At 42.8% G+C, this 25,249-nt stretch carries 26 protein-coding genes; 15 read left to right on the top strand and 11 right to left on the bottom strand.

The genetic code is table 11. The features are described from left to right. The first annotated feature begins 40 nt into the window (after positions 1-40). Positions 41-745: a ribonuclease III gene (gene rnc / locus IQ224_RS10125; RefSeq protein ID WP_194032896.1), complete on the top strand. Its 705-nt coding sequence runs from the start codon at positions 41-43 to the stop codon at positions 743-745. 16 nt (positions 746-761) lie between these two features. Here the strand turns inward: rnc and IQ224_RS10120 are convergent, their stop codons facing one another. From IQ224_RS10120 to IQ224_RS10105, 4 genes are all read right to left on the bottom strand, one after another. Beyond that, positions 762-1,832 carry a WD40 repeat domain-containing protein gene (locus IQ224_RS10120; protein WP_194032895.1) on the bottom strand — a complete coding sequence of 357 codons (1,071 nt, stop codon included), beginning with the start codon at positions 1,830-1,832 and terminating at the stop codon, positions 762-764. An 87-nt stretch (positions 1,833-1,919) separates the two neighbouring features. After that, a complete protein-coding gene (locus tag IQ224_RS10115; protein ID WP_002748585.1) occupies positions 1,920-2,213 on the bottom strand; it encodes a hypothetical protein in 294 nt (97 codons plus the stop codon). Between the two features lie 110 nt (positions 2,214-2,323). After that, positions 2,324-3,478 (bottom strand): glutamate--cysteine ligase, encoded by a 1,155-nt coding sequence (gene gshA, locus IQ224_RS10110; RefSeq protein WP_194032894.1) that lies wholly within the window; start codon positions 3,476-3,478, stop codon positions 2,324-2,326. Positions 3,479-3,517: 39 nt separating this feature from the next. Further along, positions 3,518-3,910 (bottom strand): pre-16S rRNA-processing nuclease YqgF, encoded by a 393-nt coding sequence (locus tag IQ224_RS10105; protein WP_002748587.1) that lies wholly within the window; start codon positions 3,908-3,910, stop codon positions 3,518-3,520. 139 nt (positions 3,911-4,049) lie between these two features. On the opposite strand from IQ224_RS10105, the gene IQ224_RS10100 reads away from it, so the two are divergent. Continuing rightward, the gene (locus tag IQ224_RS10100; RefSeq protein WP_002748588.1) at positions 4,050-4,952 is read left to right on the top strand and encodes a DMT family transporter; all 903 of its coding nucleotides are present in this window, start codon (positions 4,050-4,052) and stop codon (positions 4,950-4,952) included. Between the two features lie 5 nt (positions 4,953-4,957). On the opposite strand, the gene IQ224_RS10095 is transcribed toward IQ224_RS10100, so the two are convergent. Both IQ224_RS10095 and IQ224_RS10090 read right to left on the bottom strand, forming a co-directional pair. Next, on the bottom strand, positions 4,958-6,208 hold the full coding sequence (locus IQ224_RS10095) for a VWA domain-containing protein (protein ID WP_002748589.1): 1,251 nt from the start codon (positions 6,206-6,208) through the stop codon (positions 4,958-4,960). Between the two features lie 438 nt (positions 6,209-6,646). After that, positions 6,647-7,900, bottom strand: a complete 1,254-nt coding sequence (locus IQ224_RS10090; RefSeq protein WP_002748593.1) for a methionine gamma-lyase family protein — start codon at positions 7,898-7,900, stop codon at positions 6,647-6,649. A 119-nt stretch (positions 7,901-8,019) separates the two neighbouring features. On the opposite strand from IQ224_RS10090, the gene IQ224_RS10085 reads away from it, so the two are divergent. From IQ224_RS10085 to tnpA, 8 genes are all read left to right on the top strand, one after another. Then, positions 8,020-8,853 carry an acyl-CoA desaturase gene (locus IQ224_RS10085; RefSeq protein WP_002748596.1) on the top strand — a complete coding sequence of 278 codons (834 nt, stop codon included), beginning with the start codon at positions 8,020-8,022 and terminating at the stop codon, positions 8,851-8,853. Between the two features lie 483 nt (positions 8,854-9,336). Further along, entirely contained in the window at positions 9,337-10,509 is a 1,173-nt protein-coding gene (gene dxr, locus IQ224_RS10080; RefSeq protein WP_002748600.1) for a 1-deoxy-D-xylulose-5-phosphate reductoisomerase, read from the top strand. Positions 10,510-10,990: 481 nt separating this feature from the next. Beyond that, a complete protein-coding gene (proA, locus tag IQ224_RS10075) occupies positions 10,991-12,286 on the top strand; it encodes a glutamate-5-semialdehyde dehydrogenase (protein WP_002748602.1) in 1,296 nt (431 codons plus the stop codon). 15 nt (positions 12,287-12,301) lie between these two features. After that, positions 12,302-12,973 (top strand): riboflavin synthase, encoded by a 672-nt coding sequence (locus IQ224_RS10070; protein ID WP_002748604.1) that lies wholly within the window; start codon positions 12,302-12,304, stop codon positions 12,971-12,973. Between the two features lie 144 nt (positions 12,974-13,117). Then, positions 13,118-14,395, top strand: a complete 1,278-nt coding sequence (ahcY, locus tag IQ224_RS10065; RefSeq protein WP_002732258.1) for an adenosylhomocysteinase — start codon at positions 13,118-13,120, stop codon at positions 14,393-14,395. Between the two features lie 97 nt (positions 14,396-14,492). Then, the gene (locus tag IQ224_RS10060; RefSeq protein WP_036402960.1) at positions 14,493-15,098 is read left to right on the top strand and encodes a DedA family protein; all 606 of its coding nucleotides are present in this window, start codon (positions 14,493-14,495) and stop codon (positions 15,096-15,098) included. A gap of 144 nt (positions 15,099-15,242) precedes the next feature. Continuing rightward, a complete protein-coding gene (locus IQ224_RS10055; RefSeq protein WP_002773172.1) occupies positions 15,243-15,821 on the top strand; it encodes a hypothetical protein in 579 nt (192 codons plus the stop codon). 273 nt (positions 15,822-16,094) lie between these two features. Next, positions 16,095-16,538 (top strand): IS200/IS605 family transposase, encoded by a 444-nt coding sequence (gene tnpA, locus IQ224_RS10050; RefSeq protein ID WP_002740761.1) that lies wholly within the window; start codon positions 16,095-16,097, stop codon positions 16,536-16,538. Positions 16,539-17,026: 488 nt separating this feature from the next. Here the strand turns inward: tnpA and IQ224_RS10045 are convergent, their stop codons facing one another. After that, positions 17,027-17,251, bottom strand: coding sequence for a hypothetical protein (locus IQ224_RS10045; RefSeq protein ID WP_002740738.1), 225 nt, complete (start codon positions 17,249-17,251; stop codon positions 17,027-17,029). Positions 17,252-17,738: 487 nt separating this feature from the next. Here IQ224_RS10045 and IQ224_RS10040 point away from each other — a divergent pair, with 487 nt between their 5' ends. Further along, entirely contained in the window at positions 17,739-17,963 is a 225-nt protein-coding gene (locus tag IQ224_RS10040) for a DUF433 domain-containing protein (protein WP_002740734.1), read from the top strand. Next, positions 17,960-18,298 (top strand): DUF5615 family PIN-like protein, encoded by a 339-nt coding sequence (locus IQ224_RS10035; protein ID WP_036399356.1) that lies wholly within the window; start codon positions 17,960-17,962, stop codon positions 18,296-18,298. The genes IQ224_RS10040 and IQ224_RS10035 overlap by 4 nt, the downstream gene beginning before the upstream one ends. 239 nt (positions 18,299-18,537) lie before the next feature. Here the strand turns inward: IQ224_RS10035 and IQ224_RS10030 are convergent, their stop codons facing one another. After that, on the bottom strand, positions 18,538-19,443 hold the full coding sequence (locus IQ224_RS10030; RefSeq protein WP_002740732.1) for a metal ABC transporter permease: 906 nt from the start codon (positions 19,441-19,443) through the stop codon (positions 18,538-18,540). Between the two features lie 135 nt (positions 19,444-19,578). Here IQ224_RS10030 and IQ224_RS10025 point away from each other — a divergent pair, with 135 nt between their 5' ends. From IQ224_RS10025 to IQ224_RS10015, 3 genes are read left to right on the top strand one after another with little or no spacing between them, the layout of a single operon-like run. Further along, positions 19,579-20,097: a cofactor assembly of complex C subunit B gene (locus IQ224_RS10025; protein WP_002734244.1), complete on the top strand. Its 519-nt coding sequence runs from the start codon at positions 19,579-19,581 to the stop codon at positions 20,095-20,097. Positions 20,098-20,104: 7 nt separating this feature from the next. After that, the gene (locus tag IQ224_RS10020; protein ID WP_002740730.1) at positions 20,105-20,521 is read left to right on the top strand and encodes a thioesterase family protein; all 417 of its coding nucleotides are present in this window, start codon (positions 20,105-20,107) and stop codon (positions 20,519-20,521) included. A 3-nt stretch (positions 20,522-20,524) separates the two neighbouring features. Further along, positions 20,525-21,163 (top strand): DUF1361 domain-containing protein, encoded by a 639-nt coding sequence (locus IQ224_RS10015; RefSeq protein ID WP_002740727.1) that lies wholly within the window; start codon positions 20,525-20,527, stop codon positions 21,161-21,163. Positions 21,164-21,171: 8 nt separating this feature from the next. Here IQ224_RS10015 and IQ224_RS10010 read toward each other — a convergent pair whose 3' ends face one another. The 3 genes from IQ224_RS10010 to IQ224_RS10000 all read right to left on the bottom strand — a co-directional run bounded on the left by IQ224_RS10010 (position 21,172) and on the right by IQ224_RS10000 (position 25,063). Next, entirely contained in the window at positions 21,172-21,636 is a 465-nt protein-coding gene (locus IQ224_RS10010; RefSeq protein WP_002738176.1) for a DNA phosphorothioation-associated protein 4, read from the bottom strand. A 100-nt stretch (positions 21,637-21,736) separates the two neighbouring features. Next, positions 21,737-23,329 (bottom strand): glycosyltransferase family 39 protein, encoded by a 1,593-nt coding sequence (locus tag IQ224_RS10005; protein WP_002740723.1) that lies wholly within the window; start codon positions 23,327-23,329, stop codon positions 21,737-21,739. A 615-nt stretch (positions 23,330-23,944) separates the two neighbouring features. Beyond that, a complete protein-coding gene (locus IQ224_RS10000; RefSeq protein WP_194032893.1) occupies positions 23,945-25,063 on the bottom strand; it encodes a peptidylprolyl isomerase in 1,119 nt (372 codons plus the stop codon). Positions 25,064-25,249: the final 186 nt, after the last annotated feature.

Below are 25,249 nucleotides of genomic sequence, written 5' to 3'. Positions count from 1 at the left end.
CCCCACACCCTACACCCCACACCCCCTTCTTCCCGCTCCCATGTCCTTAAGTGATCCGCGTCGCCAAAAACAATTAAAAACCCTAGTGGAAAAGCTGGGTTTATCAGCTGATGTCCCCGTCAGGTGGGATTTATTAGATTTGGCCCTAACTCATCCCAGTGTTTCGCGTGATAAGAATTATGAACAATTGGAATTTGTGGGCGATTCTGTGGTAAGACTCGTGGCGGCGGAGGTATTGTTAGAAACCTATCCGGAGGCGCTAGTGGGAGAATTTGCCGCCCTGCGATCGATGATGGTTAGCGATCGCACTCTGGCGGAATTTGCGGATCGCTACGGTTTCGAGCGTTATTTATTGGTATCAAGTAGTACGAGTATTGATCGGGCGGGGCGAATTTCTCGACTAGCAGACGCTTTTGAGGCGGTCTTGGGAGCATTATATCTTAGTACACAGACAATGATTTTAGTGCGTTCTTGGTTAGATGAACCACTGCGGGAAAAAGCGGCCGAAATTCGTCGAGATCCGGCCCGACAGAATTATAAGGATGCCTTGCAGGAGTGGACACAAGCAACATACAAAAAACTGCCGCAATATTTAGTTAAAGAAATCAATGGTTTAGATCAAGAACGTTTTTGCGCGGAAGTGTGGTTAAATGAGCAGAAATTAGGAGTGGGAACTGGCAGAAGCAAAAAAGCAGCGGAACAGGCAGCGGCTAAATCGGCTTTTCTAGAAGTGGTTAAAGGCTAAATCAAGGTATTTTTGCCTAACGGACGAATTGCCAGAGGCGAATTTTAAAATCATAATTACCACTAGCCAAATACTGCCCATCGGGACTAAAAGCTAGGGATTCCACCCAGTCGGAATTATTATCAAACCAGGCCAATTGTTTCCCTGTGGTCACATCCCATAAACGCACACCGTCATTACTAGCACTAGCGAGAATTTGTCCCTTAGGATGGAGTGCCAGGGAACGGATTCGGGCCGTATGACCGACGAGGGTAAATAATAACTGATTATTGCTCGTATCCCAGATTTTAATCGTGCGGTCTAAACTACCAGTAATTAAATTTTTACCGTCGGGAGTGTATAAAAGCTGGCTCACCGCTTGGGGATGGGCAGCAAATTTCGATAAAAATTTGCCCTCGCGGATGTCCCAAAAATGTACCTCACCGTTTTCATGACCGCTGGCAAGGGTGACACCATCGGATTTCATGCCTAAGGAATAAACAAAATTACCCACCCAATTTAAACGATAGAGGGGACGGCGGGGGGGTTGCACTGTCCAGAGGCGAATTCCTTCCAAACCACCACTAATTAACGTTTTACCATCGGGAGTAACGGTAAGGGCGAGGACCGTATTACCGTGTTCGAGGGCAATTCCTAAATACTTGCCTTCCACCAGATTCCAAAAATTAATCGAACCATCTGAACCGCTACTAACTAATAATTTTTCGTTGGGACTAATAGCTAAAGCTTTGACGCTGGTTCTTTGGGCCCGAGTTTGGGAAACTTTTTGCCCTGTTTTTACGGACCAAATTCTCAGGAGAGGATCCGTATCACTACCACCAGCGAGAACTAATTGGTTATCGGGGCTGAAAATCACAGCATTAGGGGTGGATTGTTGCCCTTCTAAGGTTTTAGCGAGGGTAAGTCTGCCTAAACCTTCTACTAGGATAGTTTCTGGGTTTTTTTCGCCACTTTCAGCTGCGGGTTGAGGGGGGGCAATAGGACTTTGGGCCTGAGTAAGCTGATGTTGCCCGATTGTCAGCGTGGTTAGAACACTGACCACAATTGCTCCAACAAGTTTCTCCCCACGCGTAAATCGGAATTTCATAAATTTAGTTGAATATTAACAAATGAACGGTGCTATAGATTCTAGCCTTTGAGGGGATTGATTGCCAAGCAAGGTGAAATTTTTGAGCTAAGAAGGTCGATTTTTTTCGTTTTTCAGGGTTGGTAAAGCTACTTGACCCGATTGGGGCGGTAAATAGTATCTTGCGACTTCTTCTTTGTTGATTGCCTTGCTTTTTTGGCTCTGTTGCCACTTGGCGAATATAGCGATCGCCATAATCGTTGCCCCTAAAGACAGCAGTGTCCATCTTTGTCCTAGAACCCCGATGATGACATCTACTGCCGCTGCGGTAAAGATAAAGCTAGTTATTGGTTCTTGACGGTAAGCTTTCTTGAGAAAACGCGGCCAGAGGAGATTACTCATTTTATCTGTTATTTCTACGGTTTCGATAATTCCAGCTTATCCTATCATCCTGAAAAATGTTGTCGATATAACCTCAAGAGAGCCAAATAATTAGAGAAAAAGTCTTTTATTCAGGCAACTAGAATATGCTGACATAATTTATGTTCTAACTCTCGTTCCTGTTTTTCTAGGGTAATAATCGCCTGTTTGATAATACTTTTAACATCCATACCCTGGTCGGATTGTTTTAACCATTGTTGTGCGGTGTTACCTTCGCGGAGGATTTTTTGTAGGGGAGAGAGGAAACAACTAAAACCCCTTTCTTTAGCGATCGGATAAACTTGAACATAGAGGTCTTTAATCCAATCCCTAGCTAAGATTTCCCGGCCATCGTACCAATGTCTCAGGGTGGCATCAAGACTAAAACGTGCGGCAGCCTGTTCGTTTTCTTGGGTTAAAGTTAATAAATCCTCGCCGCGATTGCTACTAGGTAATTGACTTAAAATTAAGGGGTCTAATTGGGGATATTGTAAAAGTTGAGTTAAACGGGCTTCTAAAAAAGCCATAACTGCTAATAAACTAATAGGATTAGCAATCAGGTCACAAATTCGCAATTCTAGACGATTGAGATTATAGGGACGATTGCTACCGTTAGGACGTACCGACACCCAAAGATGACGAACATTCTGCATCGTACCGAGTTTTAATTGTTCCTCGGTCCAAGTGACAAAATGTTTATGACTTTCAAAGAGGGGAACATAAGCGGGAGTTTGGGGGAAAACTTGCCAACGACGGGAATGGGACCCAGTGATTTTCCCATCGAGAAAAGGAGAGGAAGCACTTAAAGCCAAGTATAAAGGAGCTTCTAGGCGAATTAAGCGATAGGCACGCATTAAATCCTCATAATCGCTAATACCGACGTTAATATGAATACTGGCCGTGACTACATTAGTGCCGTAGGTCTGTTCGATATAGTCATGATAGGGATTGTGGGGGTCACTGCGATAAAAATGTTGACTATCGCCCAAGGAGAGGGTACTGCCGGGGATGAGGGTATAATCGCCTAAACGACGCAAATATTGCCGTAGAGCCAGACGAGGTTTTAAAGTAGCGCATAAAAGACGGTCATAGTTAGTCATGGGAGCCGTAGTATATTCTACGTTACGACTATCCGGTTCCCGGACAAAACCATCTAAATCCTTGACAATGCGATCGGATAAACCGATAATTTCTCCGGCTGCTGTTCCGGTGTACATTTCCACTTCAAAACCTTTACTTAGGAGCATCGTCAATTTACCCTGCTGTGTCTATTTTGTAGTGTGACATTATTTGGACTGTAAATGACGTTCAATCAGCAGAATCGCTACTATATCATCAATGGGGCGATCGGGAAGACGCATACCTTGGGGGATGAGTTTCTGTAATCCTTTGGGGGGGAACATTTGCCAATAGCGATCGCGAGCTTCTAGGGTACTATTGCGTTCATCTACTAGAGTAATCGGGATGGTGACACGAGCGGCAATTTTTTCGCGCCAACTTTTTGAGGTGGTTTGATTCCCCATCACCAATAATTCGATCGGATATTGTTGACAGAGACTGGCTAAATGCTCGATCGCTTGTGACGATGCTATCACCTCATGGGTATAAATTTTCCCCGTCGATGACCTGACGGCGATCCCACATTTATCCTTACCCGGATCAAAACCGAGAATACACATAGTTTTTATCTTCTGCAGCAGTGGTCGGTTTTATTAAATCACTAAATTAGCGGGGGTGTGGGAAGTGGGGATAATAAATAAAAATAGTCTCGGAGTCTCGGAGTCTTCTTAATACTGTCTCCCGACCAAAAATATGATAATGCTCAACGGATTTAGTCTCGGTGAAAATTTAACGGGAGAGATAGCGGCTTTGAGTACGGCGGCGCTTTGGGCGATTTCTGCGGCGATTTATAGCCTATTAGGCCAGAAAATCCCGCCTTTATTGCTTAATTTTCTGAAAGGAGTAGTCGCGATCGCTTTAATTGCCCTGACGCTGCCCCTTTCCGGACAATGGCACGATGTTAATCAACAAAGTTCGGTATTTATACTCTTGACAAGTGGCGCAATTGGTATAGGAATCGGTGACACGGCCTATTTTACCGCCCTCAATTATTTGGGACCGCGAAAAACCCTCCTGTTAGAAACCCTTTCGCCTCCCTTGGGAGCAATTCTGGCGGCGACTTTTTTGGGGGAATCCCTGAAAATATCGGCTTATATTGGCATTATTTTGACCATCTTCGGGGTTGCTTGGGTTATTTCCGAAAAAACTCCCGAAATCAATAGTCAACGCCCCTGGCGGCAAGGAATTGCCTGGGCTTTAATTGCGGCAATTTCCCAAGCGGTGGGGGCGGTTTTATCTCGTCAGGCACTGGTGCAGTCGGGAATGTCTTCTTTGCAGAGTGCCCTGTTTCGTCTGTTAGCGGGGACGGGAATAGTGTTAATTCTGATGTTTTTTCGCCGTCAGGAATCATCACCACCGATTAACTGGTCATTGCGTCTGATTGCTATTATTATTATCACTGCTTTCGGCAGTACGTTTTTAGGCATTTGGTTACAGCAAACTGCTTTAAAATTCTCTCCTGTGGGTATTGCCCAAACTCTCACCGCTACCAGTCCCTTATTTGTCTTACCGATCGCTGTCATGATGGGGGATCGGATTAACTTGCGGGCGATTTTCGGAGTGATGATTGCTTTGCTAGGAATCGGGATTTTGTTTCAATAAGTAGTTTATTCATCGGTTTGTAGTCTTGTTTTAGCAATAATACGGGTTTTCTTTAAATCCCCCTCGCTCAATTCTTCTCCCACCTGTAAACGGGTGGCATTAGTTTGGAGGACAGTGGCGGCGTTTTTCTCCCCCAATTGTAGGGCGGTTTTGGCTGCGGTTTGTAGCATGGTGGCGGCGGCTGCTCGATCGCCCTGTTTTAATTTTTCTTCGGCGATTTGGGTTTGACGATATTTGGCTAAAGTCAGAATTGATTTCTGAACTTGATCGTTTAATTGGGATTGATAGAGAGCTTGGGAGGTGATATCAAGGCTAAAAGTCGCAGTTTCTAGCCCTTTTTGACCGGAAGCGGGATCATCGTAGCGAATCTTCACCTTAGCTATGGTGTAAGTACCGGGGGGAATTTGGTCAATATAGAGATTGAGGAGGAGAATTTTTTCTTCATCTATCATTAAATCACCCAAACGGGTGATGTAAAAATTCCCCTCTTTTTGCAGGCTCATTTCTATAGTTTCTGGGGCAACTTGGGCAATGGGTTTTAAGTCGGCTAAATGAGTCCGAGCATCTAATTCTAATTGCAGGAAAGCGTTAGTTAACCGCACAGATTGCAGACGGTTAAACAGACGAGTAAATTCAATTAAAGCCTGTTCGGGTCTTTCGATATAGGATAAACTTCCGCCGGCGATATCGGCAATTTTTTCTAGGATATCTTGATTCCAATGATCGCCAAAACCGAAGGTATTTAAGGTGATACCGTACTCAGCCGCTACTGCGGCTAATTTTAAACAGCGTTGATTATCTCCGTGTTCATTTTCACCATCGGTAAGCAGAAAAATATGAGATACATAACCTTTGCTGCCGCTGGAACTTTCTTGAATGCCTAATTTTATCCCTTCATCAATCGCCGTACCTCCTCCCGCTCGTAATTGTTGAATTTTTGAGCGAATTAAGGTCAGATCATCCTGTCGCGATTGGGAGGGAAGAATAACTTTAGCGCGATGATCGAAAGCTATCACCGAGAGACGATCATTAACCCCGAGGGATTCTATTAAACTTAAAGCCGCTTTTTTGACCGTTTCTAGGGGTTTTCCCTGCATAGAACCGCTATGATCGAGAACTAAACAAAGATTAATCGGTAAATTTGTGTTGATCTGTTCACTGGTGGCGGCGATCGAGAGCATCAGTTGACGTTGACTGCTGCTTTGATTAGCATCGATATTACTGTCACTCAAGGCCGATTTTAGAGTTACCCGCATAAGAGTTTTTTATCGTGGTCGTTGATATTTATATTCTAATGAGTATAGTTAGATTTGTGCTTATTTTCCCGTCTGGCATCGAGTTAAACAAGTTCGAGAAGTGGCTGCATCTCATTTTTTTCAATCTACATTGATCTTAAAAATTAGGAATTACCCAAAAAAAGAGCCTAAATCAATCAATAAGTCCTTAACAAAAATAAAAAAGGAATAAATACGACTCTCTTATTCTTTGTGTGATAAGTTTAACTTATATAGGAGCGACCGATCTTTGTGTTCTTTGTGTCTTTGTGGTTCGTGCCACTCGCTCGCCAGCAGAATTATATCTCAAGAATACATTTTACCCACCAAACCCAAGAGAGCCTAAATACTAATATGGAACTTTTGCCCCCTGACAGTCCCCTTTTTGTTAACCACAAAGACAGGAAGTTAGGATTTTAACTAAGGGAGAGAAGGAAGCTGAGGGGAACCATTCAACAAAGCGGCGATCGCTTGTTCTAAAGCTAGGGAAATATGGGTCCAATGGGTTCCCCCCTGACAAAAAACGATATAGGGTTCCCGGAGGGGTCCATCGGCGGAGAATTCCGAGGTGCTACCATCGATAAACGTGCCACCAGCCATCACTACTTGGCTCTCATAGCCCGGCATTTGGGCAGGAATGGGATCCAAGTAGGAACCGATGGGAGAATAGGCTTGAATGGCTTTACAGAAGGCAATCAGCTTATCAGGGGAACCGAGTTTAATCGCTTGAATAATATCGCGTCGAGGCACAAAAGGAGCAGGATTGACCGGATAACCCAACTTATCACCCACATAGGCGATTAAATGACTGCCTTTCATCGCTTCTCCCACCATTTGCGGCGCTAGAAACAATCCCTGATAAAGGAGACGATTTTGGTCAAAAGTTGCCCCTCCCTCGCTACCGATCCCCGGTGCTGTCAGACGATAGCAGGCCATTTCCACTAATTCCGCTTTACCTGCTATGTATCCCCCGGCCGTGACGATTGTACCTCCGGGGTTTTTAATTAGAGAACCGGCCATCAGATCTGCCCCCACGTCGGTGGGTTCTTGGGTGCTGATAAATTCTCCATAGCAGTTATCGACAAAACAGACGGTATTCGGGTTTTGTTGTTTAACTATACGGACAATTCTCTCGATTTCGTCAATAGACAAACTCGATCGCCAGGAATAACCGCAGGATCTTTGAATATGGACTAAACGGGTTTGGGGTTTCACTGCTGTGGCCAAGGCCAACCAATCGATCGCACCGGTAGAATCTAGCTCTAATTGCCGATAACTAACGCCAAAATCCTTTAAAGAGCCTTGACCACTGCCCCTAATTCCAATTACTTCTTCTAGAGTATCGTAGGGCGCACCGGCTACCGCTAACATCTCATCCCCCGGTCGAAGAACCCCATACAAGGCACAGGCGATCGCATGGGTTCCTGAAACAAATTGTACCCGCACCGCTGCCTTTTCGGCCCCCAGGGCTTGGGCGAACACTTGATCTAAAGTATCCCGTCCCAAGTCATCATGACCATAACCACTAACACTAGCAAAATGATGCACCCCGACCCGGTTTTCACGGAAAGCAGCGAGGACTTGACGGAGATTTTCCTTGACCTGTGCGTCAATTTCCGAAAAAATGGGCAGTAAGGCGTTTTCTGCCCTGTGGAGTAGAGAGGGGATATCCATCAAACAATAGACTGTGATATTTGTTACTATTTATTAAGCGTCAAAGTTCCCCCTGTGTCAAATCGAGACGGATAAGACAATGATGCTCTGTCTCCTGTTGTTTCCCTTTGGGTTATTCAATGACTGTTGCGACTTCCGAAAAACTGCCCATCGACTGGGTGACTCTCATCTACATGGCTTTTATCCACTTAGTGGCTCTTTTAGCCTTCTTGCCTGGCAATTTTAGCTGGGGTGCTGTGGGAGTGACATTAATTCTCTATTGGATTACTGGGGGTTTAGGAATTACCCTCGGTTTCCATCGTTTGGTTTCCCATCGGAGTTTTAAGACTCCCAAATGGTTAGAATACTTTCTGGTTTTGTGCGGAACCCTCGCTTGTCAGGGGGGTGCGATCGCATGGATAGGTTTACATCGTATTCATCATAAATATTCTGATACTGCTCCCGATCCCCACGATTCTAATAAAGGTTTCTGGTGGAGTCACATGGGTTGGATGCTGCACGAAATTCCTGCCGACGAAGAAATTGCCCGTTTTACCCAAGATATCGCCGACGATCCTTTCTATAAATTCTGTCAAAATTATTTTGTTCCTATCCAAATTGTTTTAGGCTTAATTCTCTATGCTATGGGTGGTTGGCCGTTTGTAATTTGGGGAATTTTTGTGCGCTTGGTCTTAGTTTTCCACTCTACTTGGTTTGTCAACAGTGCCACTCACAAATTCGGTTATGTTAGTCATGAGTCCCACGATAATTCTAAAAATTGTTGGTGGGTTGCCCTCTTAACTTTCGGTGAAGGTTGGCACAATAATCACCATGCCTATCAGTATTCTGCCCGTCATGGCCTACAATGGTGGGAAGTTGACCTGACTTGGATGACCATTCGTCTGCTGCAAATTCTGGGATTAGCTACTAACATTAAGTTGCCTCCCACCACAGCAACGGCGACAGAAAGTTAGTTTTATCCAGTTGTTAAATTAAATCTAGCCGAACTTATGTTTAAGTTCGGTTATTTTTTCTCCGACTTAACCCAAATCTGACGGCTTTTCCCACGGCACAACTGAGGAATATAGGTAATGCGAATCCTCCCCCAAAAAACGAAATCATTGATAGGATAAACTTGATTATTTCCCCCTCTGTCGAACATTGACTGGGGAAAGCACAACTCATCCCAAGAGCGAAGGATAACCAACCAAAAAAGAAAACACACAGGGGAAATAAGAGGCAAAAAACCAGACCCCCCACTAGACAGCCTAATCCATTGGCCTTTCTATTCGATTTCTTCTCTGTCACCATCTCTATCGCTAACTTTTTCTAACCGATAGCATAAAAAGGTCAAACTATCAAGTTTTTTAACAAATATTTAATATTGACGCTGACGTGCCGGAAGGACCCCAGAGAACGTATATTAAAAGCTAATCCCCAAATTATATGAAGTTTCTATGAAAAAAATCTCGATTTTAGGCTCTACAGGCTCGATCGGAACTCAAACTCTCGATATTGTCACCGATCATCCCGATAAGTTTCAAGTGGTGGGATTAGCCACGGGTAATAATATTCAACTACTATCGGAGCAAATTCGGCAATTTCGCCCGCAAATCGTGGCGATTAATAACGAAAGTCAACTAGAAGACCTGAAAAGCCTAATTTCCGACCTTGACTATACCCCGATTATCCTAGCAGGAAAGGAAGGAGTAATCGAAGTGGCCCGTTATGGCGATTCCGAAAGCGTCGTCACGGGAATTGTTGGTTGTGCGGGATTGCTGCCCACGATTGCCGCTATTACTGCCGGTAAAGATATCGCCCTCGCTAATAAGGAAACCCTGATTGCTGGCGGTCCGGTGGTGCTGCCTTTAGTGGAAAAACACCGAGTTAAATTATTACCTGCTGATTCGGAACATTCGGCTATTTTTCAATGTTTACAGGGAGTTCCCACTGGGGGATTAAAAAAGATTATTCTCACCGCTTCTGGGGGTGCTTTTCGGGATTTACCAGTGGAAAAATTGCCGCAAGTAACCGTAGCTGATGCCCTGAAACATCCTAACTGGTCTATGGGCAGAAAAATCACCATTGATTCGGCTACTTTAATGAATAAAGGTCTAGAAGTTATCGAAGCTCATTATTTATTTGGTGTCGATTATAATGCGATCGATATTGTTATTCATCCTCAAAGTATTATTCACTCTTTAATTGAGTTACAGGATACCTCGGTTTTAGCCCAATTAGGCTGGCCAGATATGCGTTTACCCCTGTTATATGCCTTGTCTTGGCCCGAAAGAATTTATACGGATTGGGAACCTTTAAATTTAGTTAAAGCCGGCAGTTTAACTTTCAAAGAACCCGATCATCAAAAATATCCCTGTATGGGATTAGCTTATGCTGCCGGCCGCGCGGGTGGGGCAATGCCAGCAGTATTAAATGCGGCCAATGAACAAGCGGTAGCATTATTTTTAGAAGAAAAGATTAGTTTCTTAGATATTCCCCGGGTGATCGAAAAAGCTTGCGATCGCTTTACAATTCATAACAGTTCTACCCCTAGCCTAGATGACATTTTAGCCGCCGATAATTGGGCGCGTCAAGAAGTATCTAACTGTCTGATTGCCAATCCGGTCTAGATAGTCTAGATTCTGTAGGGATGTTAACGATAATGTCTCTACAGGTCTAGGATAGAAAAATCACTAATTTCGGCTATTTTTTCTAGTTAACTAGATTTATTATGATCATGGCAAGAGTTGATAACCTTCAATAAACCTCCAAAATAAAGATTAAATTGCCTAAAATCAGGTTTTTCTTATTCTTTGTCTGATAAGTTTAACCTATATAGGATCGATCTTTGTGTCCTTTGTGTCTTTGTGGTTCGTTCCAGTCGCTCGCTGGCAGGACTGTATCTTAGAGTACATTTTACCCACCAAACTCAAGAGAGCCAAATCTGTAAATAGACCATTTAATTGACTATTATTCATCCTTAATTCTCCTGACTACCGACTCCTAACCCTAACAACAATTTTTGATTTTTACCAGAGGTCTAATGACCCTGAAACTTGATCAAAAATAAGATAAAATAAACAAGATAGCGGTTATTACTTTTAATTTTCTATGGTTACAACTTCTCTATCCCTCCCCGAAATCGCCAGAGAAACCCGTCAAGCGAGTCGTCAACTGGCTATTCTGACTAAAGAAGAAAGGAATGAAGCTTTAGAGGCTATTGCTGAGGCTTTGACTGCCAATGCTGATAAAATACTAGAAGCGAATATCGCCGATGTTCAAACAGCCAAGGCGATGGAATTATCTCCAGCTTTATGTGCGCGTTTAGAGTTAAGTCCTGGCAAATTAAAAACCGCCATTGCCGGGGTGCGAGATCTGGCTAAATTAGCAGATCCTTTAGCTACAATGCAAATTAACCGGGAATTAGATCAAGGTTTAATTCTGCGGAGAATAACCTGTCCTTTAGGGGTTTTAGGGGTTATTTTTGAAGCTCGTCCCGATGCTTTAATTCAAATTACCAGTTTAGCGATAAAATCCGGCAATGGCGTTATTTTAAAAGGGGGGAAAGAAGCGATCCGTTCTTGTCAAGCTTTAGTAACAATTATTCATCAGGCATTGAGTCAAACTAAAGTTAATTCGGCGGCGGTGCAATTGTTAACAACAAGAGAAGAAATTCAGGAACTATTAAAACTTGATCAATACATCGATTTAATTATTCCTAGAGGTTCTAACGAATTTGTTCGTTATATCCAAAATAATACCCGCATTCCTGTCCTCGGCCATGCCGATGGTATCTGTCATCTCTACATCGACAAAGAAGCCGATTTAAGCAAAGCAATTAGGATTACCGTTGATGGTAAAACCCAATATCCTGCCGCTTGTAATACCATTGAAACTTTATTGGTTCATCAAGACATCGCTAGACAATTTTTACCCGCAGTGGCCCGAGCATTAGAGGAAAAAAAGGTTAAATTATTGGGAGATGAAGCAACTCGTCAGATTATTAACGTACCATCGGCCACAGAAGAAGACTGGCAAACCGAATATAGTGATTTAATTCTGTCAATTAAAATTGTTGATAGTCTAGAATCGGCAATCGAACATATTAATTATTACGGTTCTCGACACACGGAAGCCATTGTCAGCGAAAATTTTAACACGGCCAAAACCTTTAGCGATCGAGTCGATGCCGCCGGAGTTTTTCATAATTGTTCCACGCGATTTGCCGATGGTTTCCGTTACGGTTTTGGGGCCGAAGTGGGTATCAGTACCCAAAAAATGCCCCCCCGTGGTCCAGTGGGATTAGAGGGATTAGTGACCTACAAATATCAATTAGTGGGAGATGGTCATATTGTCGCCGATTATTCTGGGGAAAATGCCCAATCTTTCACTCATAAGGATTTATAGTCGAGAAAAAAGCCGATGTTTACAGGATTAATTCAAGCCTTGGGAAAAATTCGGGTCGTGGATACTGATAGACTATATTTGTCTGTATCCTCTGATACAATTCTCCAAGATTTAATGATTGGTGATAGTGTGGCTGTGGATGGGGTTTGTTTGACAGTCGAGGAAATTCTCTCAGAGGGTTTTGTGGCCACCGCTTCCCCGGAAACCCTACAGCGCACTACTTTGGGACGAAGGATTAAAACAGAAATCAACGTTAACCTAGAAACCTCTTTGCGGGTGGGTAGTAAAATCGGCGGTCATTTTGTCACCGGTCATGTGGACGGTATTGGCTGTTTAGTCGAATCGATAATCGTGGCTAATTCGTGGGAAATGACCTTTGCTGCCCCTAGTTCCCTAGAAGAGCAGTGGAATAGCTACATAGCTCGTTATATAGTCGGTAAGGGCAGTATAGCTGTTAATGGCATCAGTTTAACCGTGGCCGATTGTGATGCCTACGGCAGCTGGTTTAAAGTGGCAGTCATCCCCCACACCTACGCCGAAACCAATCTTTCCCATTTAAAATTAGGCGATTGGGTGAATCTAGAAGGGGATATTTTAGGCAAATATGTGGAAAAATTGCTAGGAATACGCTCTTATCACCCTCCTACCGAGATTAGCTTAGAATTTCTGTCTGAACACGGTTATTAAAAAATGCGTAACCCAGTGTAAATCTGATTGATAACTTTTTCCTATATAAAAAACCGGTGGAAAGCTTGACATTGGCGAAAATCCCCAGACAATGTTAAGTTAAATTAACCAATAGCCGAGGCTTGTATTTAAGGAAAACCCCTTATGGTAGCAACACCAGTTCAACAGAAATACGACATCAAAGATATTAGTTTAGCCCCCATCGGCAAACAGCGCATCGAATGGGCCGGACGGGAAATGCCCGTTTTGCGTCAATTAGCCGAACGTTACGCCATCGAAAAACCCTTTGCTGGACTGCGTTTAGTCGCTTGCTGTCACGTTACCACCGAAACCGCCAATTTAGCCATCGCACTCAAAGCCGGTGGCGCTGATGCGTTACTGATTGCCAGTAATCCCCTTTCCACCCAAGATGATGTGGCCGCTTGTTTAGTCGCTGATTACGGTATCCCCGTTTATGCAATCAAAGGGGAAGATAACGACACCTATCACCGTCACGTTCAAATCGCCCTCGATCATAAACCCCAGATTATCATCGATGATGGTTGTGATGTAGTGGCCACCCTAGTTAAAGAAAGAAGTCACCAATTACCCGACATTATCGGTACTACCGAAGAAACTACCACCGGTATCGTCCGTTTGCAAGCCATGCTCAAAGCCGGGGTGTTATCCTTCCCCGCAATGAACGTTAACGACGCAGAAACCAAGCATTTCTTTGATAATCGCTACGGTACAGGTCAATCTACCCTTGATGGTATCATTCGCGCCACCAATATCCTTCTTGCTGGTAAAACCGTGGTTGTGGCTGGTTATGGTTGGTGTGGTAAAGGTGTGGCTATGCGGGCCAAAGGTTTAGGCTCTAATGTAATTGTCACCGAAATTAACGCTGTGCGGGCCATTGAAGCAGCGATGGACGGTTTCCGGGTTATGCCCATGGATGAAGCCGCTAAAGAAGGAGATATCTTCATCACTGTTACTGGTAACAAGCACGTTATCCGGGCTGAACATTTCGACCTGATGAAAGATGGGGCGATTGTTTCCAACTCCGGTCACTTTGATATTGAAATCGACCTGCAAGCTTTGGGCGCAAAAGCCGATAATGTTAAGGAAGTTCGCAACTTTACCCAACAATATAGACTAAAAAGCGGTAAATCCGTCGTTGTTATCGGTGAAGGTCGCCTAGTTAACTTGGCAGCCGCCGAAGGTCATCCTAGTGCCGTTATGGATATGAGTTTCGCTAACCAGGCGATCGGTGTAGAATACTTGGTTAAAAATCAAGGTAAATTGGCCCCCGGCATCTACTCAATTCCCTACGAATTAGACCAAGAAATCGCCCGCTTGAAACTGCAAGCCATGGGGATTGAAATCGATACCCTCACCGAAGCCCAATTAGAATATATCAACTCCTGGACTTCCGGAACCTAATATCAGTTATCAGTTATCAGTTATCAGTTATTAGTTATCGGTTGTCAGTTCACTGAAAATACTTTACTTTAAAACTGTTTTCTAAATCCTCAAAAATATGACTGAATGGATTACAAGTACAATGACTTCTATGGGCTATTTAGGCATAGCCCTATTGATGTTTTTAGAGAATCTTTTTCCTCCCATTCCCTCGGAATTAATTATGCCCCTAGCGGGTTTTACCGTCCATGAGGGACAAATGGAATTTATTCCGGCAGTGGTAGCGGGGATTGTCGGAACCGTAGTCGGAGCGCTACCTTGGTATTATCTCGGTCGGGTTGTGGATGAGGAAAAAATCGAAAAACTAGCCGATAAATACGGCAAATGGATTACCGTTTCTGCTAAAGATATTCAAAAAGCCAATCAATGGTTTAACCGTCACGGTAGTAAAGCGGTTTTACTCTGTCGTTTGGTCCCTGGAGTACGAACTTTGATTTCCCTACCCGCCGGGATGAATCACATGGCGATGATTCCCTTTTTAGTTTACTCCACCATCGGCACGACTCTCTGGGTCGTTTTTTTAACGGCAGCAGGTTACTTTTTAGGGAAGAATTACCCCCTTGTGGAAGAATATCTGGCTCCCGTCTCAAAAATAGCTCTACTTGTCCTAGTTATCTGGTTTATCCTCTGGATTATCCGCAAACGTAACCGCCGGTATGAGTAAGTTTTGATCATAGGTGGTGCGTTACGACGGATTGTCACCTTCGAGTCACAGCAGCAATTTTTGCCGTCTAACGCACCCTCCGTTTTACTGTATCAGACTTATCTGAAATGACTATATTTTGTGAAAAAGCAATAAAATAAAATCATGAAAAAGCAAATTATGTCATTTTTAAAACTGCTCTTGGGATTTGGTCCATGGCTGGCTTTTCTTTTTATTGCCCACGGTAGCTTATTTCGTCTTAAATTAGCATTGATTATCGCCTTAGTTCTGAGCATTATCATGGGCGTTACTCGGTGCAACCGAGGGGTAACTTTATGGGTGGGGTTGTTTTTCTTTTCCTCCGCCTCGTTAGCCGTGATTGTTTTCAATAATATGTGGGTTGTCAAACATATAGGGCTTGGAGCTTCTGGTTTACTGGCTATCTCTGCCTGGCTGAGCATAATTTTCGGCAAACCCTTTACGATAGAATATGCTAAACAAGAAGTTGATCCCTCCCTGTGGAACAATCCAACTTTTATCAAAATCAATATGATCATCAGTTCAGCTTGGGGTTTAACTTTCACAATTAACGCCATTTTAGCCTGGGGAAAGATGGAAAAACTTATCCTTCCTGAACTGGGTTATGAAATTATCAGTTATTTCCTTTTGATTACAACGTCAGGATTCACAAGTTGGTATCCTGATCATGTCCAAAAAAAAATTAAAAATACTCCTCATAGGTAGGTAAGCTAAGACGCATTTAAACCGCTTATTCTTAAATTAGCCGAACCTCCCCCAATCGCTTTACTGTTGCCTTTTGCCGTTCGGCTGAGCTCACGGTCGAAGCCTCTTGCCTCTTGCCGCGTCTCAACAAGCAATTTAAATTAGGAACAGCAGACCTCGACCTAATATTATCTCAAGACTAAAAGTCTTTCTAGTTAAGGAATCTATCCGAATAAAAATTATTTTAATCTCTTCGGGTCTAATTCCCCGCCGCTCGCGGCGTACAATAGAAAAATGAGTGAATACATCCATAAGAGCCATAATGTAAGTGTTTTGCTATATCATTTAGTGTTCCCAGCCAAATATCGTAAAGCCGTTTTCGACGAACAGGTAGATAGCTTGTTGAAAGAAGTCTGTCTAGAGATGGAAAAACGATACGAGATAAAGTTTGTAGAAATTGGAGTGGATAAAGATCATGTGCATTTTCTGGTGCAATCAGTACCGACCTATAGTGTGACAAGGATAGTGACAATGATTAAAAGTATAACGGCGAGAGAAATTTTCAAAAAGTGTCCTCAAGTGAAAAAGCAGTTGTGGGGAGGAGAGTTTTGGAGTGATGGATATTACGCAAGTACGGTAGGAAAGCATGGGGATGAAGGTATGATAGCGAGATATGTAAAAGAACAAGATAAAGAATACCTGCAGCTACACCAAAATCTACAATTGAGTCTATTTTGATTCTGATACCCCGTCCGCTTGCGGCGGGGTAGTTCATTTGCCTCATATTTTTTCAGTAAAATTGAATTAGCAACGATAGATATACATTCCAGCCATCGAACTGTTGAGTTAGTACATAAACCAAAAGCAGGCTGTGACTGAGTTATAATTTTTGGAGATGTCTAGCTTATAATTAATTCGTAGATACCTATAGTGCGAACGTCTCGTTCGCTGCTACAACGGCCAAGATGCCCGTAGTACAGCTACTACATCTTGCATTTTAATTGAATATCTCAATCTTCATCCTCAGAAAAGGTAAACTCAACTTTACTAGGCATGAGCAGATGCCTCTTGGTCATCCTGAATCGTCTGCCCCAGTCTAACGCACCCTACTGGACTGTTTCAGCTAAAATAGGGCAATAGATTTCGGCTTAAAGTCTTAGATTATAGAATTTATAGCATTTTTCTAATACACCAAATTAGCTGAAACAATCCACTACGTTTTACTACTAATCACGCCGGCTACTCAAGAGGGCCGTGATCAGCAAATAGGCCAGAGTCACCCCGATACTGATTTGGAAGGAATAGGGAGCGGCGCGGTATCGATACCAACTAGAAAAAGATTCAAGAATTCTCAGGGTGAACAACACCACCCAATTTAAGGAAAGCATTAGGAGATAAAAAAACGCCCCGACTCCCAACGACTGCACAAACCGATTTTTTAATAAATCCATAGCCCTAACCAAGTTAACTCGAACTCTTACAAATTAATTATATGTTATACTCCTCGGTTAACTAATTTTCCCAAAAAAATTAGCATTACTTTTCTCCATCAATACTAAACACAAGCACGATACTGAGAATAATAAGAATTGTCGGTAATGTGTCATCCTCAGAAAAGGGAAACTCAACTTTACTAGGCATAAGCAGATGCCCATTGGTCATCCTGAATCATCTGCATCAGAATGTTTGCTGCTGCCGTTGCGTCGTAGGGCGACCAAATTGGTTACTCTGATGCGGAGAAGATGAATTGCAGTTCAGCGTCTGGGATTTGTGTGGCCAGGAGTTTAAAGAGTGTTGACATCCTCACCGCCGGGGCCGGGCGGTGAGGATGTCAAAATTTTTCATAATTGACAAGGTGAACTATGCCTAACCTATTTTGTTGAAACTTTTAGCACTCTAGTTCACAATAAAGGTAAAGATCGTAAGAGCTACCTTGTAATGGCGGAATTGCTTTCGAGAATTACAGTTAATCCTCGGCAGTGCGGTGGTCGTGCCTGTATTCGAGGAATGAGAATCCGGGTATCAGATGTGTTAGATCTATTCGCGGCAGGTTTAAGCGCGAGAGAAATTCTAGATGAAATGCCTGATCTTGAGGCAGACGATTTGAAAGCGGCGCTTTTATATGCCTCGCGGAAGCTTAATCACCCGGTTTTACTGGCATGACAATTTGGGTTGACGCACATTTGTCTCCTGCAATTGCAACCTGGATTAGCACTACACTTGAGATTGAAGTTGTGGCTTTGCGTGATCTTGGACTGAGAGATGCTGAAGATACTGAAATCTTTCAGGTTGCAAAAGCTCAAAGAGCTATCCTAATGACCAAAGACAGCGATTTTGTAGATTTAGTTGAGCGACTTGGTTCGCCCCCACAAATTATTTGGCTGACTTGTGGCAATACCTCTAATGCCCGGTTGCGTGAAATCTTGAGTGAGACTTTACCCAGGGCTTTAGAACTTTTAGCTGCTGGTGAGACATTGGTAGAAATTAGCGGAGACTAGCTGTACAGGCTAATGAATCCAAGAGCTACCCAATACAAGAGGTCAAATGGCTATTTTCCAATATCAGATTCTTGTGGGGAAGAATTAACCTAATGCTGTGGTCTGGTATGTCGCTTAAGTACAATATGAAACGATGAAATCAACACAATATCAGAGTAGGAGCCTCGAAAAATCTGGCAAATTATGGCAGTTATCTCGGCCGTTGGCTTTTTTTGATCACTACCACCTTCTCCTGCAAACTAACGCCGTCTCAACAAATTTTTCATCTCTACCCAGATAGAAAGTTGACCACCTAGACTAGCGGGATGAGTGAAAATTCCTTGACGGGGACTGAATAAAAAGGCCAACATAAATAGGGTAAAAGTGACAAGCACGATCGCTGGTCCAGAGGGTAAATTCCAGTAATAACTTAAATACATCCCACTGATACTAGAAATAATACCCACACCCACACCCATACCCATGACTTGATGGAGACGGGTAACTAAAAGATAGGCAGTGGCTGCGGGGGTAATCAAAAGGGACAAAACGAGGATTACTCCCACCGCTTGCAGACTAGCAACGATTGTCAGACCAATCAGGAGCATTAAGCCTAAATCTAATAAATTTACTGGTAAACCTGCCGCTTGCGCCCCGATTTTGTCGAAAGTGTAGAATAATAGTTCTTTATACAGGAGCAAAACGGTTAATAAAACGATAACGGCAATAATTAGGGTATCGCGGATGTTGTCAGCAGTAACACCCAGAATATTGCCGAAGAGAAAGTGATTAAGGTCAATTTTGTTGTTTTTTTGGATGAGAGTGATCAGGGTGATGCCAAGGGCAAAAAAAGCCGAGAAAACGATTCCCATGGCCGCATCTTCTTTGATTGGGGAACGATTACGGATTAAGTTAATCAGTAGGGTACTGACCATTGAGGCTAGTAAAGCACCCAGTAAAAGATTAAAATTACCAATAAAAGCGATCGCTAATCCGGGTAAGACCGAGTGACTGATGGCATCGCCCAAGAGGGCCAAACGTTGTACCATCAGGTAGGTTCCCACCACCGCACAAATGATCCCGACGATGATAGCTTCAATTAGGGATCTCTGCATGAAACTATACTGTAAGGGTTCGATTAATCCTGTTAATAGATTGTTGCCCATGAATCTGCCTTGGGGTTAAATTTTTCTGATTCTCGATCGAGGTTTTGCTCCTAGGATCTATCTTCTGAATCGGGGGAGAAGATAGGTTAGGATAATTAGGATTAATTGTAAGTTTTTTTGCTCCTAACCGCCGCCATGGATACCCCCGTTCTTTCCTCAACTTTTTTTCTGACTCTCCTGCTGATGGTGGGATTATTCTTTTTTATTCGCGGTTCCGTCAAAGAGCGTATCGAACAGCGTGTCTATCTTACCAGTACCAGTGACGACCAACTATTAGAACAACTGCGAGACTATTTTGACCGACGTTCCTATCAAGTCAAGGCGATCGAACCCGAACAAAATATTGTCAGATTACAGGGTTTTGTGCCGCCTAGCCCCTTTCTAGCGATATTTTTGACAATTTTGGCGGCCTTGGGTTTATTTTGCTTCTCACTGGTGTTGTCGGTGTTATTTCCTGATACTAATCCCTATATTTTTGCTCTTGTGGGTTTATCTCCCCTCGCGGGTGTTTTCTATTGGCAAAAAGTCGGCCGTTTAGAAGAAGTGGCTTTTAAAGTGGAAAGTAAATCTCAGCAAACGGAATTAACTGTCAAAGCCCATCGAGACGAGTTAAGACAACTACAAGATAGTTTAACCTTTCTAGAAAGACAATAAGCTTTTTATGTCCTACGAGCGCCTAATTTATCTGGCCGATACCGATGCGGCCGGTGTGGTTTATTTTGCCCATCTTCTCTCAATCTGTCATGAAGCCTACGAGTTTTCTTTAGCACAATTTGGCATCAATATCAAGGATTTTTTGAAAGATTCTCCAGTTGCCCTACCGATTACTCAAGCGGAAATCCAGTTTTTTCGTCCTCTTTTTTGTGGTGATCGCATAGAGATTAATTTCACTGCCCGATCCCTAAGCGACAACGAGTTTCAATTGCATTATAAAATTTATTTGGCTGAAATCATGGTCGGAAAAGCGAAAACCCGCCATGTGTGCATCGATCCCACCAATAGACAAAGAATCCCTTTTCCGGAATCTTTAAAAAATTGGTTAAGATATTTATCAACCCTAGAGGAGACTGGTATTTAAGAGATGATTTGGGCAGATTTAATGATGATTTTAACGAGGGATTGGTGGCACAATGCTTGGCAATTATTTAACCTTAGCACCGGGAGGATTATCTGGAATTCTTTTCTGGCCTTTATCCCCTTTATCCTCAGCTTTTGGCTATTTAGGATCACTCTCGATCGTTCCCTACTTTGGTGGTTAATTCTCTTAGTTTTTGTGCTTTTTTTACCCAATGCTCCCTATATTCTCACCGATAGCATTCATTTAATCTTTTATGTTCAGCAGGATTACGCCAAAAGTTTATTTTTTTTAGTTTTAATTCCCCAGTATAGTATCTTTATTTTTCTTGGCTTTCAGTTATACGTTCTCTCCTTACTTAATTTAAAAAGTTATTGTCAGCAAAGTCAGCTAAATTCAGCAGTTTTCCCCCTAGAAATAACCCTCCATTTTTTAAGTGCGATCGGTATCTATTTAGGACGGTTTCTCCGACTGAATAGTTGGTATCTAGTCACTCAACCGCAGCAACTATTCTGGAGTTTGCAGAATTTACTGACTAAAAAACCTTTGATATTCATCTCTGTCTGTTTTTTAATTATTTGGTTACTATACGAAATCAATAAAAGGCTTTACAATCGATTGTTTTCCTCCCATAGGAATAACTAAGATTTCTCCTACAAAAATCTGCCTAAATCGAATTCCGTTGTGGCAGTAATTTCTCGAAAACGTTCTTGACTGATAATTAACAATAATCTTTCAGTATAATCTACCGCACCGCGCAATTCTCGTTCTAATCTTGCTAAACCGGCGTTGGCATATTCCTCGAAAATTGTCACTCGCAAAGCTTCCGAATCTACCCCGTGGGGAGAAAGAATTTTTGTGTCTTGCAATTCATTAACTGCCAATAATTTGATTAGGGTATCGTAGCCACGAGAAATAAAAATTTCCAGGTTAATAGGTGAGGGTTCCTTCGCTACATTTTCTATCGCCACCCTCTCTTGATATCTTACCCCTAAAGCCGCCGCAAAAGCGATGACATCAGCATAGGTTTGAAAGGGACCAATTCCCTGATTAAAATTAACTAAGGACTGGACAAATTCCCCTTTATCTCTAGCAATACGCACCCGATGAATGGACATATTTATCAAGTAAAAAGTAAAAAAGTTTACAAAATTCAGGAGATAGAAGTTCTCAGTATTTATGAACTAATTTATCTATCCCCTACCCGCTATAACTGCTTTAAGGATAAGTTTTAATTAGTCCTTTAGCTTGGTAAACATGAAATTGTTCGATGGCGACACCACCGCGCTTGATCGGAATGACAGCTACTTTAGTTATATCTTGGAAATAGGGACGGTAGCGATCGATTATTTCTGGTCTTTCTAGAGAACTATTCGTAGTAATTAATAAACCATTTTTACCGATCCATTCTTGAGGATTAAACCAAATTTGATAACCTCTTTGATCGTTGTTAAAACAAGTGACGGGAATAGGAACTAGGGGATAAAGAGCCATATCTAGCCATGCTGTCACATAAAAATTATGGGTAAAAACGAAGCTAGAATCTTTTAAGAGCGCTAATAATTCGGGCGAATTAGCAAAGCCTTGGCGCAGTTGATCGATATCGACAATTTCCCGAGAAGGGTCCTGTTCTGGGGCAATAATTCCCCCAAAAATTGCGTATTGACTGGGTTTTTGGAAAGTGCCAAAAGTAACGTGAAGCATTGCTATAGATAAAACAGTAACGATAAAAATTCCTGACCCCCATAACCATCTTTTTACCCAGATTCGAGAAGATTGCTGCCAAGTATTGGCCTTTTCTCCTAATAAAATCGTGCAGGACCAGAACCCGGGTAAAATCCAACTAGGGGCGAGATAATAGGAAGCACCCACATAAAGCATTCCCAGGATTAAAGGCAGAGAAACTGAGAGAATTAACCATTTTTTGAGTGATTCTTCATCTCGCTGAAAAAATCTTTTTTTCGAGAGAAAGTTAGGAATTTGTTCAGCAAAGCTTTTAAATGTCACCCACCACATCGGCAGACCAAAAGGAGGAAACATCGTGGCGATACTAATGCCAATAACCGAGAGAATACCGAGAATATTAAAGGTTTTGGGTTCTCCAGAAAAACGGTCTTCTAAATGAAAGCGAAAGGAGATCCAATCATGGTTAATATTCCAGTAGATAATCGGCAATAAAGTTATCAAAAAAAGAATAAATCCTAATCCCAACCAAGGGGATCTAAATACAGGCCAATAGCGGGGAGTGGTCAGACAAAATAAAACTAAACCAAAGCCCAAAATAAAGCCGTGATATTTACTTAAAACCGCCAATCCTACGGCAAGTCCAATATAAGCGAGACGATAGCTAGGATGATAGTTTTTTTCCCGAATTGGCCAGAATTCTTGGGCAGCTAAATAGACTGTTAATGACCAAAAAAAGATTAAAGGACTATCTGGCTGCGAGAGAATCCCGAAGACAATCCCATAGATGGGGATGAGAGTGGCGATCGCTAAAGTCATTCTGGCGACCGGCAGACTGAACAATTTTAAAGCTGTCAGATATAGCAAGCAGAGGCTGCCAGTATAGAAAAGGAGAGTCCCGAAGCGAATGGTAAATTGATTGACTAATCCCGTGATCCAAGTCCCCAAACCCGTGGAAATCGCTACTATTGGCGGATGATCGAAATAACTCCAATCCAGATTATGGCTGTAAACGTAATAATAGGCCTCATCGTACCCCGGATAAAGCCCCAGGGCGATGATGATTCTAAACAGGAGTCCACCGATGAGCAGATAAACGGCAATGCGATCGCTAAGTATTTTCGTCAAAATTCTTACCTCATTTCATCGCTAAAACTGATGTTAGAGACGGGAGATTTTTGGGGTTGCCAGATTCGAGATTTGTGCATCTATGGCAAGGTTAGATTTAAATGTGATCTTTAGTTACTATATCACCAACTCTGTCATCTCTTAGCCCTTGGCTATCGGCAAACTCTCCCTAGGCGTTGCTGATTGGGGATATGAACGAGGATTAAGGGAAAGGGGAACTTAGATAAAACTAATGTTAATTAAATAACTTTTGCCCCTATCAAAGCAATAATAATCAGGGCGATAGATTGCGGAATTAATAATCTTAAGTAGGTAGGTGTTAAAAGTTGTCAGGTACCCCCCCTTATCAAGGGGGGATTAAGGGGGGATCAGCACCCCCCTTATCAAGGGGGGATTAAGGGGGGATCAGCACCCCCCCTTATCAAGGGTTGATTCTTTGTAGGTTGATTCATGAATCAACCTACAAAGCACGACGTTTTGAAAAACTTTCAGATATTTATTCCGATGAGAGAATGAAACGATCCTAGGTATCGGGGGAATCACCCAGAATCTGAGCTGCTTCCCCTATCTTGACTAATTTTTTGCCTTGACAAGACCTAGTTAAAAACGCCAACCCTAGCTAGGTTGCACGAGATTATTTAAGCCATAAACCACTTTAGCGTTGATAATCTTATCCTTATTGGTAAGTTCTTCTAACACATCTTTTCCCTCGACTAAATAGCCGAAAACCGAATAACGACCATCCATGAGATTAAACCCCGGAGGAGTTAATTCATTATCGAATTTAAAGAAAAAGAATTGCGAGGAACCTCCGTTAGGATTGGTATCCGGACGCGCTAGGGCCAACGCACCAAAAGCGTTAAAAGGCAAAGCGAGACTAGGTAAGTAAATCCCTAATTCTTCGAGAGTATTGCCATAAACTGGTTCTTCTTCCCCTTTAATCAAAATTTCTAAGGGAATAGAGCGATATTGCTTAGTTTTCGGGTCAATAAATCCCTCTTCTGCACCTACGGGATCCCCAGTTTGGACAACGAAATTATCTTCGCTGCGAATGAAGGGTAAACCGTCATAAAAACCCCGTTGGACTAAATCCACAAAGTTACCCCCATTAATCGGAGCGCTGTAACCATCCACAACGATGGTTAAATCTCCTTTGGTGGTCTGCATCTCTACGGTGGCACGTCCTCGCAATTGCGGCAAGTTAGCGTATTCCGGGGGAACGTTAAAGGGAAACCCCACCACCATTAATTCTTCTAAAGCGGTGATATTATTGAGCAATTCTCGTCTGGTTGACCAAACTGCTTCTTTATCCTTCGCTTCTACGGCCGTATCCAGGGCTGCCACTCCCGTTTTCAGTTTTTCGATTAATTCCTCCCCTTGGCTTTTACTTGCTTCGGGAACACTATCTAAGATAGCCTTGCTTTTGGTAGAAAGGGCATAATTGGCATCCTTGACATCTTTTTTAATCGGACTCCAACGTTTGGCCCGCAGATGTTTGGCAATATCTTCGATCGATTGTTGCACTTGACGAATTGGTTTATTATCTATGGGTAAGGCATTGCGTAAAATAGCAGTGGGATCCGTTACCGCGTCACCCTGAGCAAGCACAGCTAAAGCAGGAGTAGTCCCCTTAACCGTGAACAGACTTAAGATTAAAAATAGTGCTAGGGCGATACTAGCACCGCTTTTTAAGAAAAATTTGCCCCATTCGCGTAATCTTGTCTTTATTTTCATATTTTGGTCGGTTCCTCAATGGCCATACCTATCCAAAATACTTGTAGGCTTTTAGGGGAACCCTTGTCAATAGCTGAGAAAACCGATCGAAGCCATTATCAGTTATCAGTTATCAGTTATCAGTTATCAGTTCACCCATTACTGTTTACTGAAAAAAGGCTCCCCACTTCCCCACTTCCCCAATTC

This window comes from Microcystis sp. LEGE 00066 (assembly GCF_015207925.1).
GTDB classification, from domain to species: Bacteria; Cyanobacteriota; Cyanobacteriia; order Cyanobacteriales; family Microcystaceae; genus Microcystis; species Microcystis ichthyoblabe_A.
The sequence above is the reverse complement of the archived record's forward strand: the minus strand, read 5'-3'. Positions and strand labels throughout refer to the sequence as shown.

Coding starts and splice junctions, on each gene's coding strand:
- rnc (WP_194032896.1), top strand. CDS start 41: ATGTCCTTAAGTGATCCGCGTCGCCAAAAACAATTAAAAACCCTAGTG.
- IQ224_RS10120 (WP_194032895.1), bottom strand. CDS start 1,832: ATGAAATTCCGATTTACGCGTGGGGAGAAACTTGTTGGAGCAATTGTG.
- IQ224_RS10115 (WP_002748585.1), bottom strand. CDS start 2,213: ATGAGTAATCTCCTCTGGCCGCGTTTTCTCAAGAAAGCTTACCGTCAA.
- gshA (WP_194032894.1), bottom strand. CDS start 3,478: ATGCTCCTAAGTAAAGGTTTTGAAGTGGAAATGTACACCGGAACAGCA.
- IQ224_RS10105 (WP_002748587.1), bottom strand. CDS start 3,910: ATGTGTATTCTCGGTTTTGATCCGGGTAAGGATAAATGTGGGATCGCC.
- IQ224_RS10100 (WP_002748588.1), top strand. CDS start 4,050: ATGCTCAACGGATTTAGTCTCGGTGAAAATTTAACGGGAGAGATAGCG.
- IQ224_RS10095 (WP_002748589.1), bottom strand. CDS start 6,208: ATGCGGGTAACTCTAAAATCGGCCTTGAGTGACAGTAATATCGATGCT.
- IQ224_RS10090 (WP_002748593.1), bottom strand. CDS start 7,900: ATGGATATCCCCTCTCTACTCCACAGGGCAGAAAACGCCTTACTGCCC.
- IQ224_RS10085 (WP_002748596.1), top strand. CDS start 8,020: ATGACTGTTGCGACTTCCGAAAAACTGCCCATCGACTGGGTGACTCTC.
- dxr (WP_002748600.1), top strand. CDS start 9,337: ATGAAAAAAATCTCGATTTTAGGCTCTACAGGCTCGATCGGAACTCAA.
- proA (WP_002748602.1), top strand. CDS start 10,991: ATGGTTACAACTTCTCTATCCCTCCCCGAAATCGCCAGAGAAACCCGT.
- IQ224_RS10070 (WP_002748604.1), top strand. CDS start 12,302: ATGTTTACAGGATTAATTCAAGCCTTGGGAAAAATTCGGGTCGTGGAT.
- ahcY (WP_002732258.1), top strand. CDS start 13,118: ATGGTAGCAACACCAGTTCAACAGAAATACGACATCAAAGATATTAGT.
- IQ224_RS10060 (WP_036402960.1), top strand. CDS start 14,493: ATGACTGAATGGATTACAAGTACAATGACTTCTATGGGCTATTTAGGC.
- IQ224_RS10055 (WP_002773172.1), top strand. CDS start 15,243: ATGAAAAAGCAAATTATGTCATTTTTAAAACTGCTCTTGGGATTTGGT.
- tnpA (WP_002740761.1), top strand. CDS start 16,095: ATGAGTGAATACATCCATAAGAGCCATAATGTAAGTGTTTTGCTATAT.
- IQ224_RS10045 (WP_002740738.1), bottom strand. CDS start 17,251: ATGGATTTATTAAAAAATCGGTTTGTGCAGTCGTTGGGAGTCGGGGCG.
- IQ224_RS10040 (WP_002740734.1), top strand. CDS start 17,739: ATGGCGGAATTGCTTTCGAGAATTACAGTTAATCCTCGGCAGTGCGGT.
- IQ224_RS10035 (WP_036399356.1), top strand. CDS start 17,960: ATGACAATTTGGGTTGACGCACATTTGTCTCCTGCAATTGCAACCTGG.
- IQ224_RS10030 (WP_002740732.1), bottom strand. CDS start 19,443: ATGGGCAACAATCTATTAACAGGATTAATCGAACCCTTACAGTATAGT.
- IQ224_RS10025 (WP_002734244.1), top strand. CDS start 19,579: ATGGATACCCCCGTTCTTTCCTCAACTTTTTTTCTGACTCTCCTGCTG.
- IQ224_RS10020 (WP_002740730.1), top strand. CDS start 20,105: ATGTCCTACGAGCGCCTAATTTATCTGGCCGATACCGATGCGGCCGGT.
- IQ224_RS10015 (WP_002740727.1), top strand. CDS start 20,525: ATGATTTGGGCAGATTTAATGATGATTTTAACGAGGGATTGGTGGCAC.
- IQ224_RS10010 (WP_002738176.1), bottom strand. CDS start 21,636: ATGTCCATTCATCGGGTGCGTATTGCTAGAGATAAAGGGGAATTTGTC.
- IQ224_RS10000 (WP_194032893.1), bottom strand. CDS start 25,063: ATGAAAATAAAGACAAGATTACGCGAATGGGGCAAATTTTTCTTAAAA.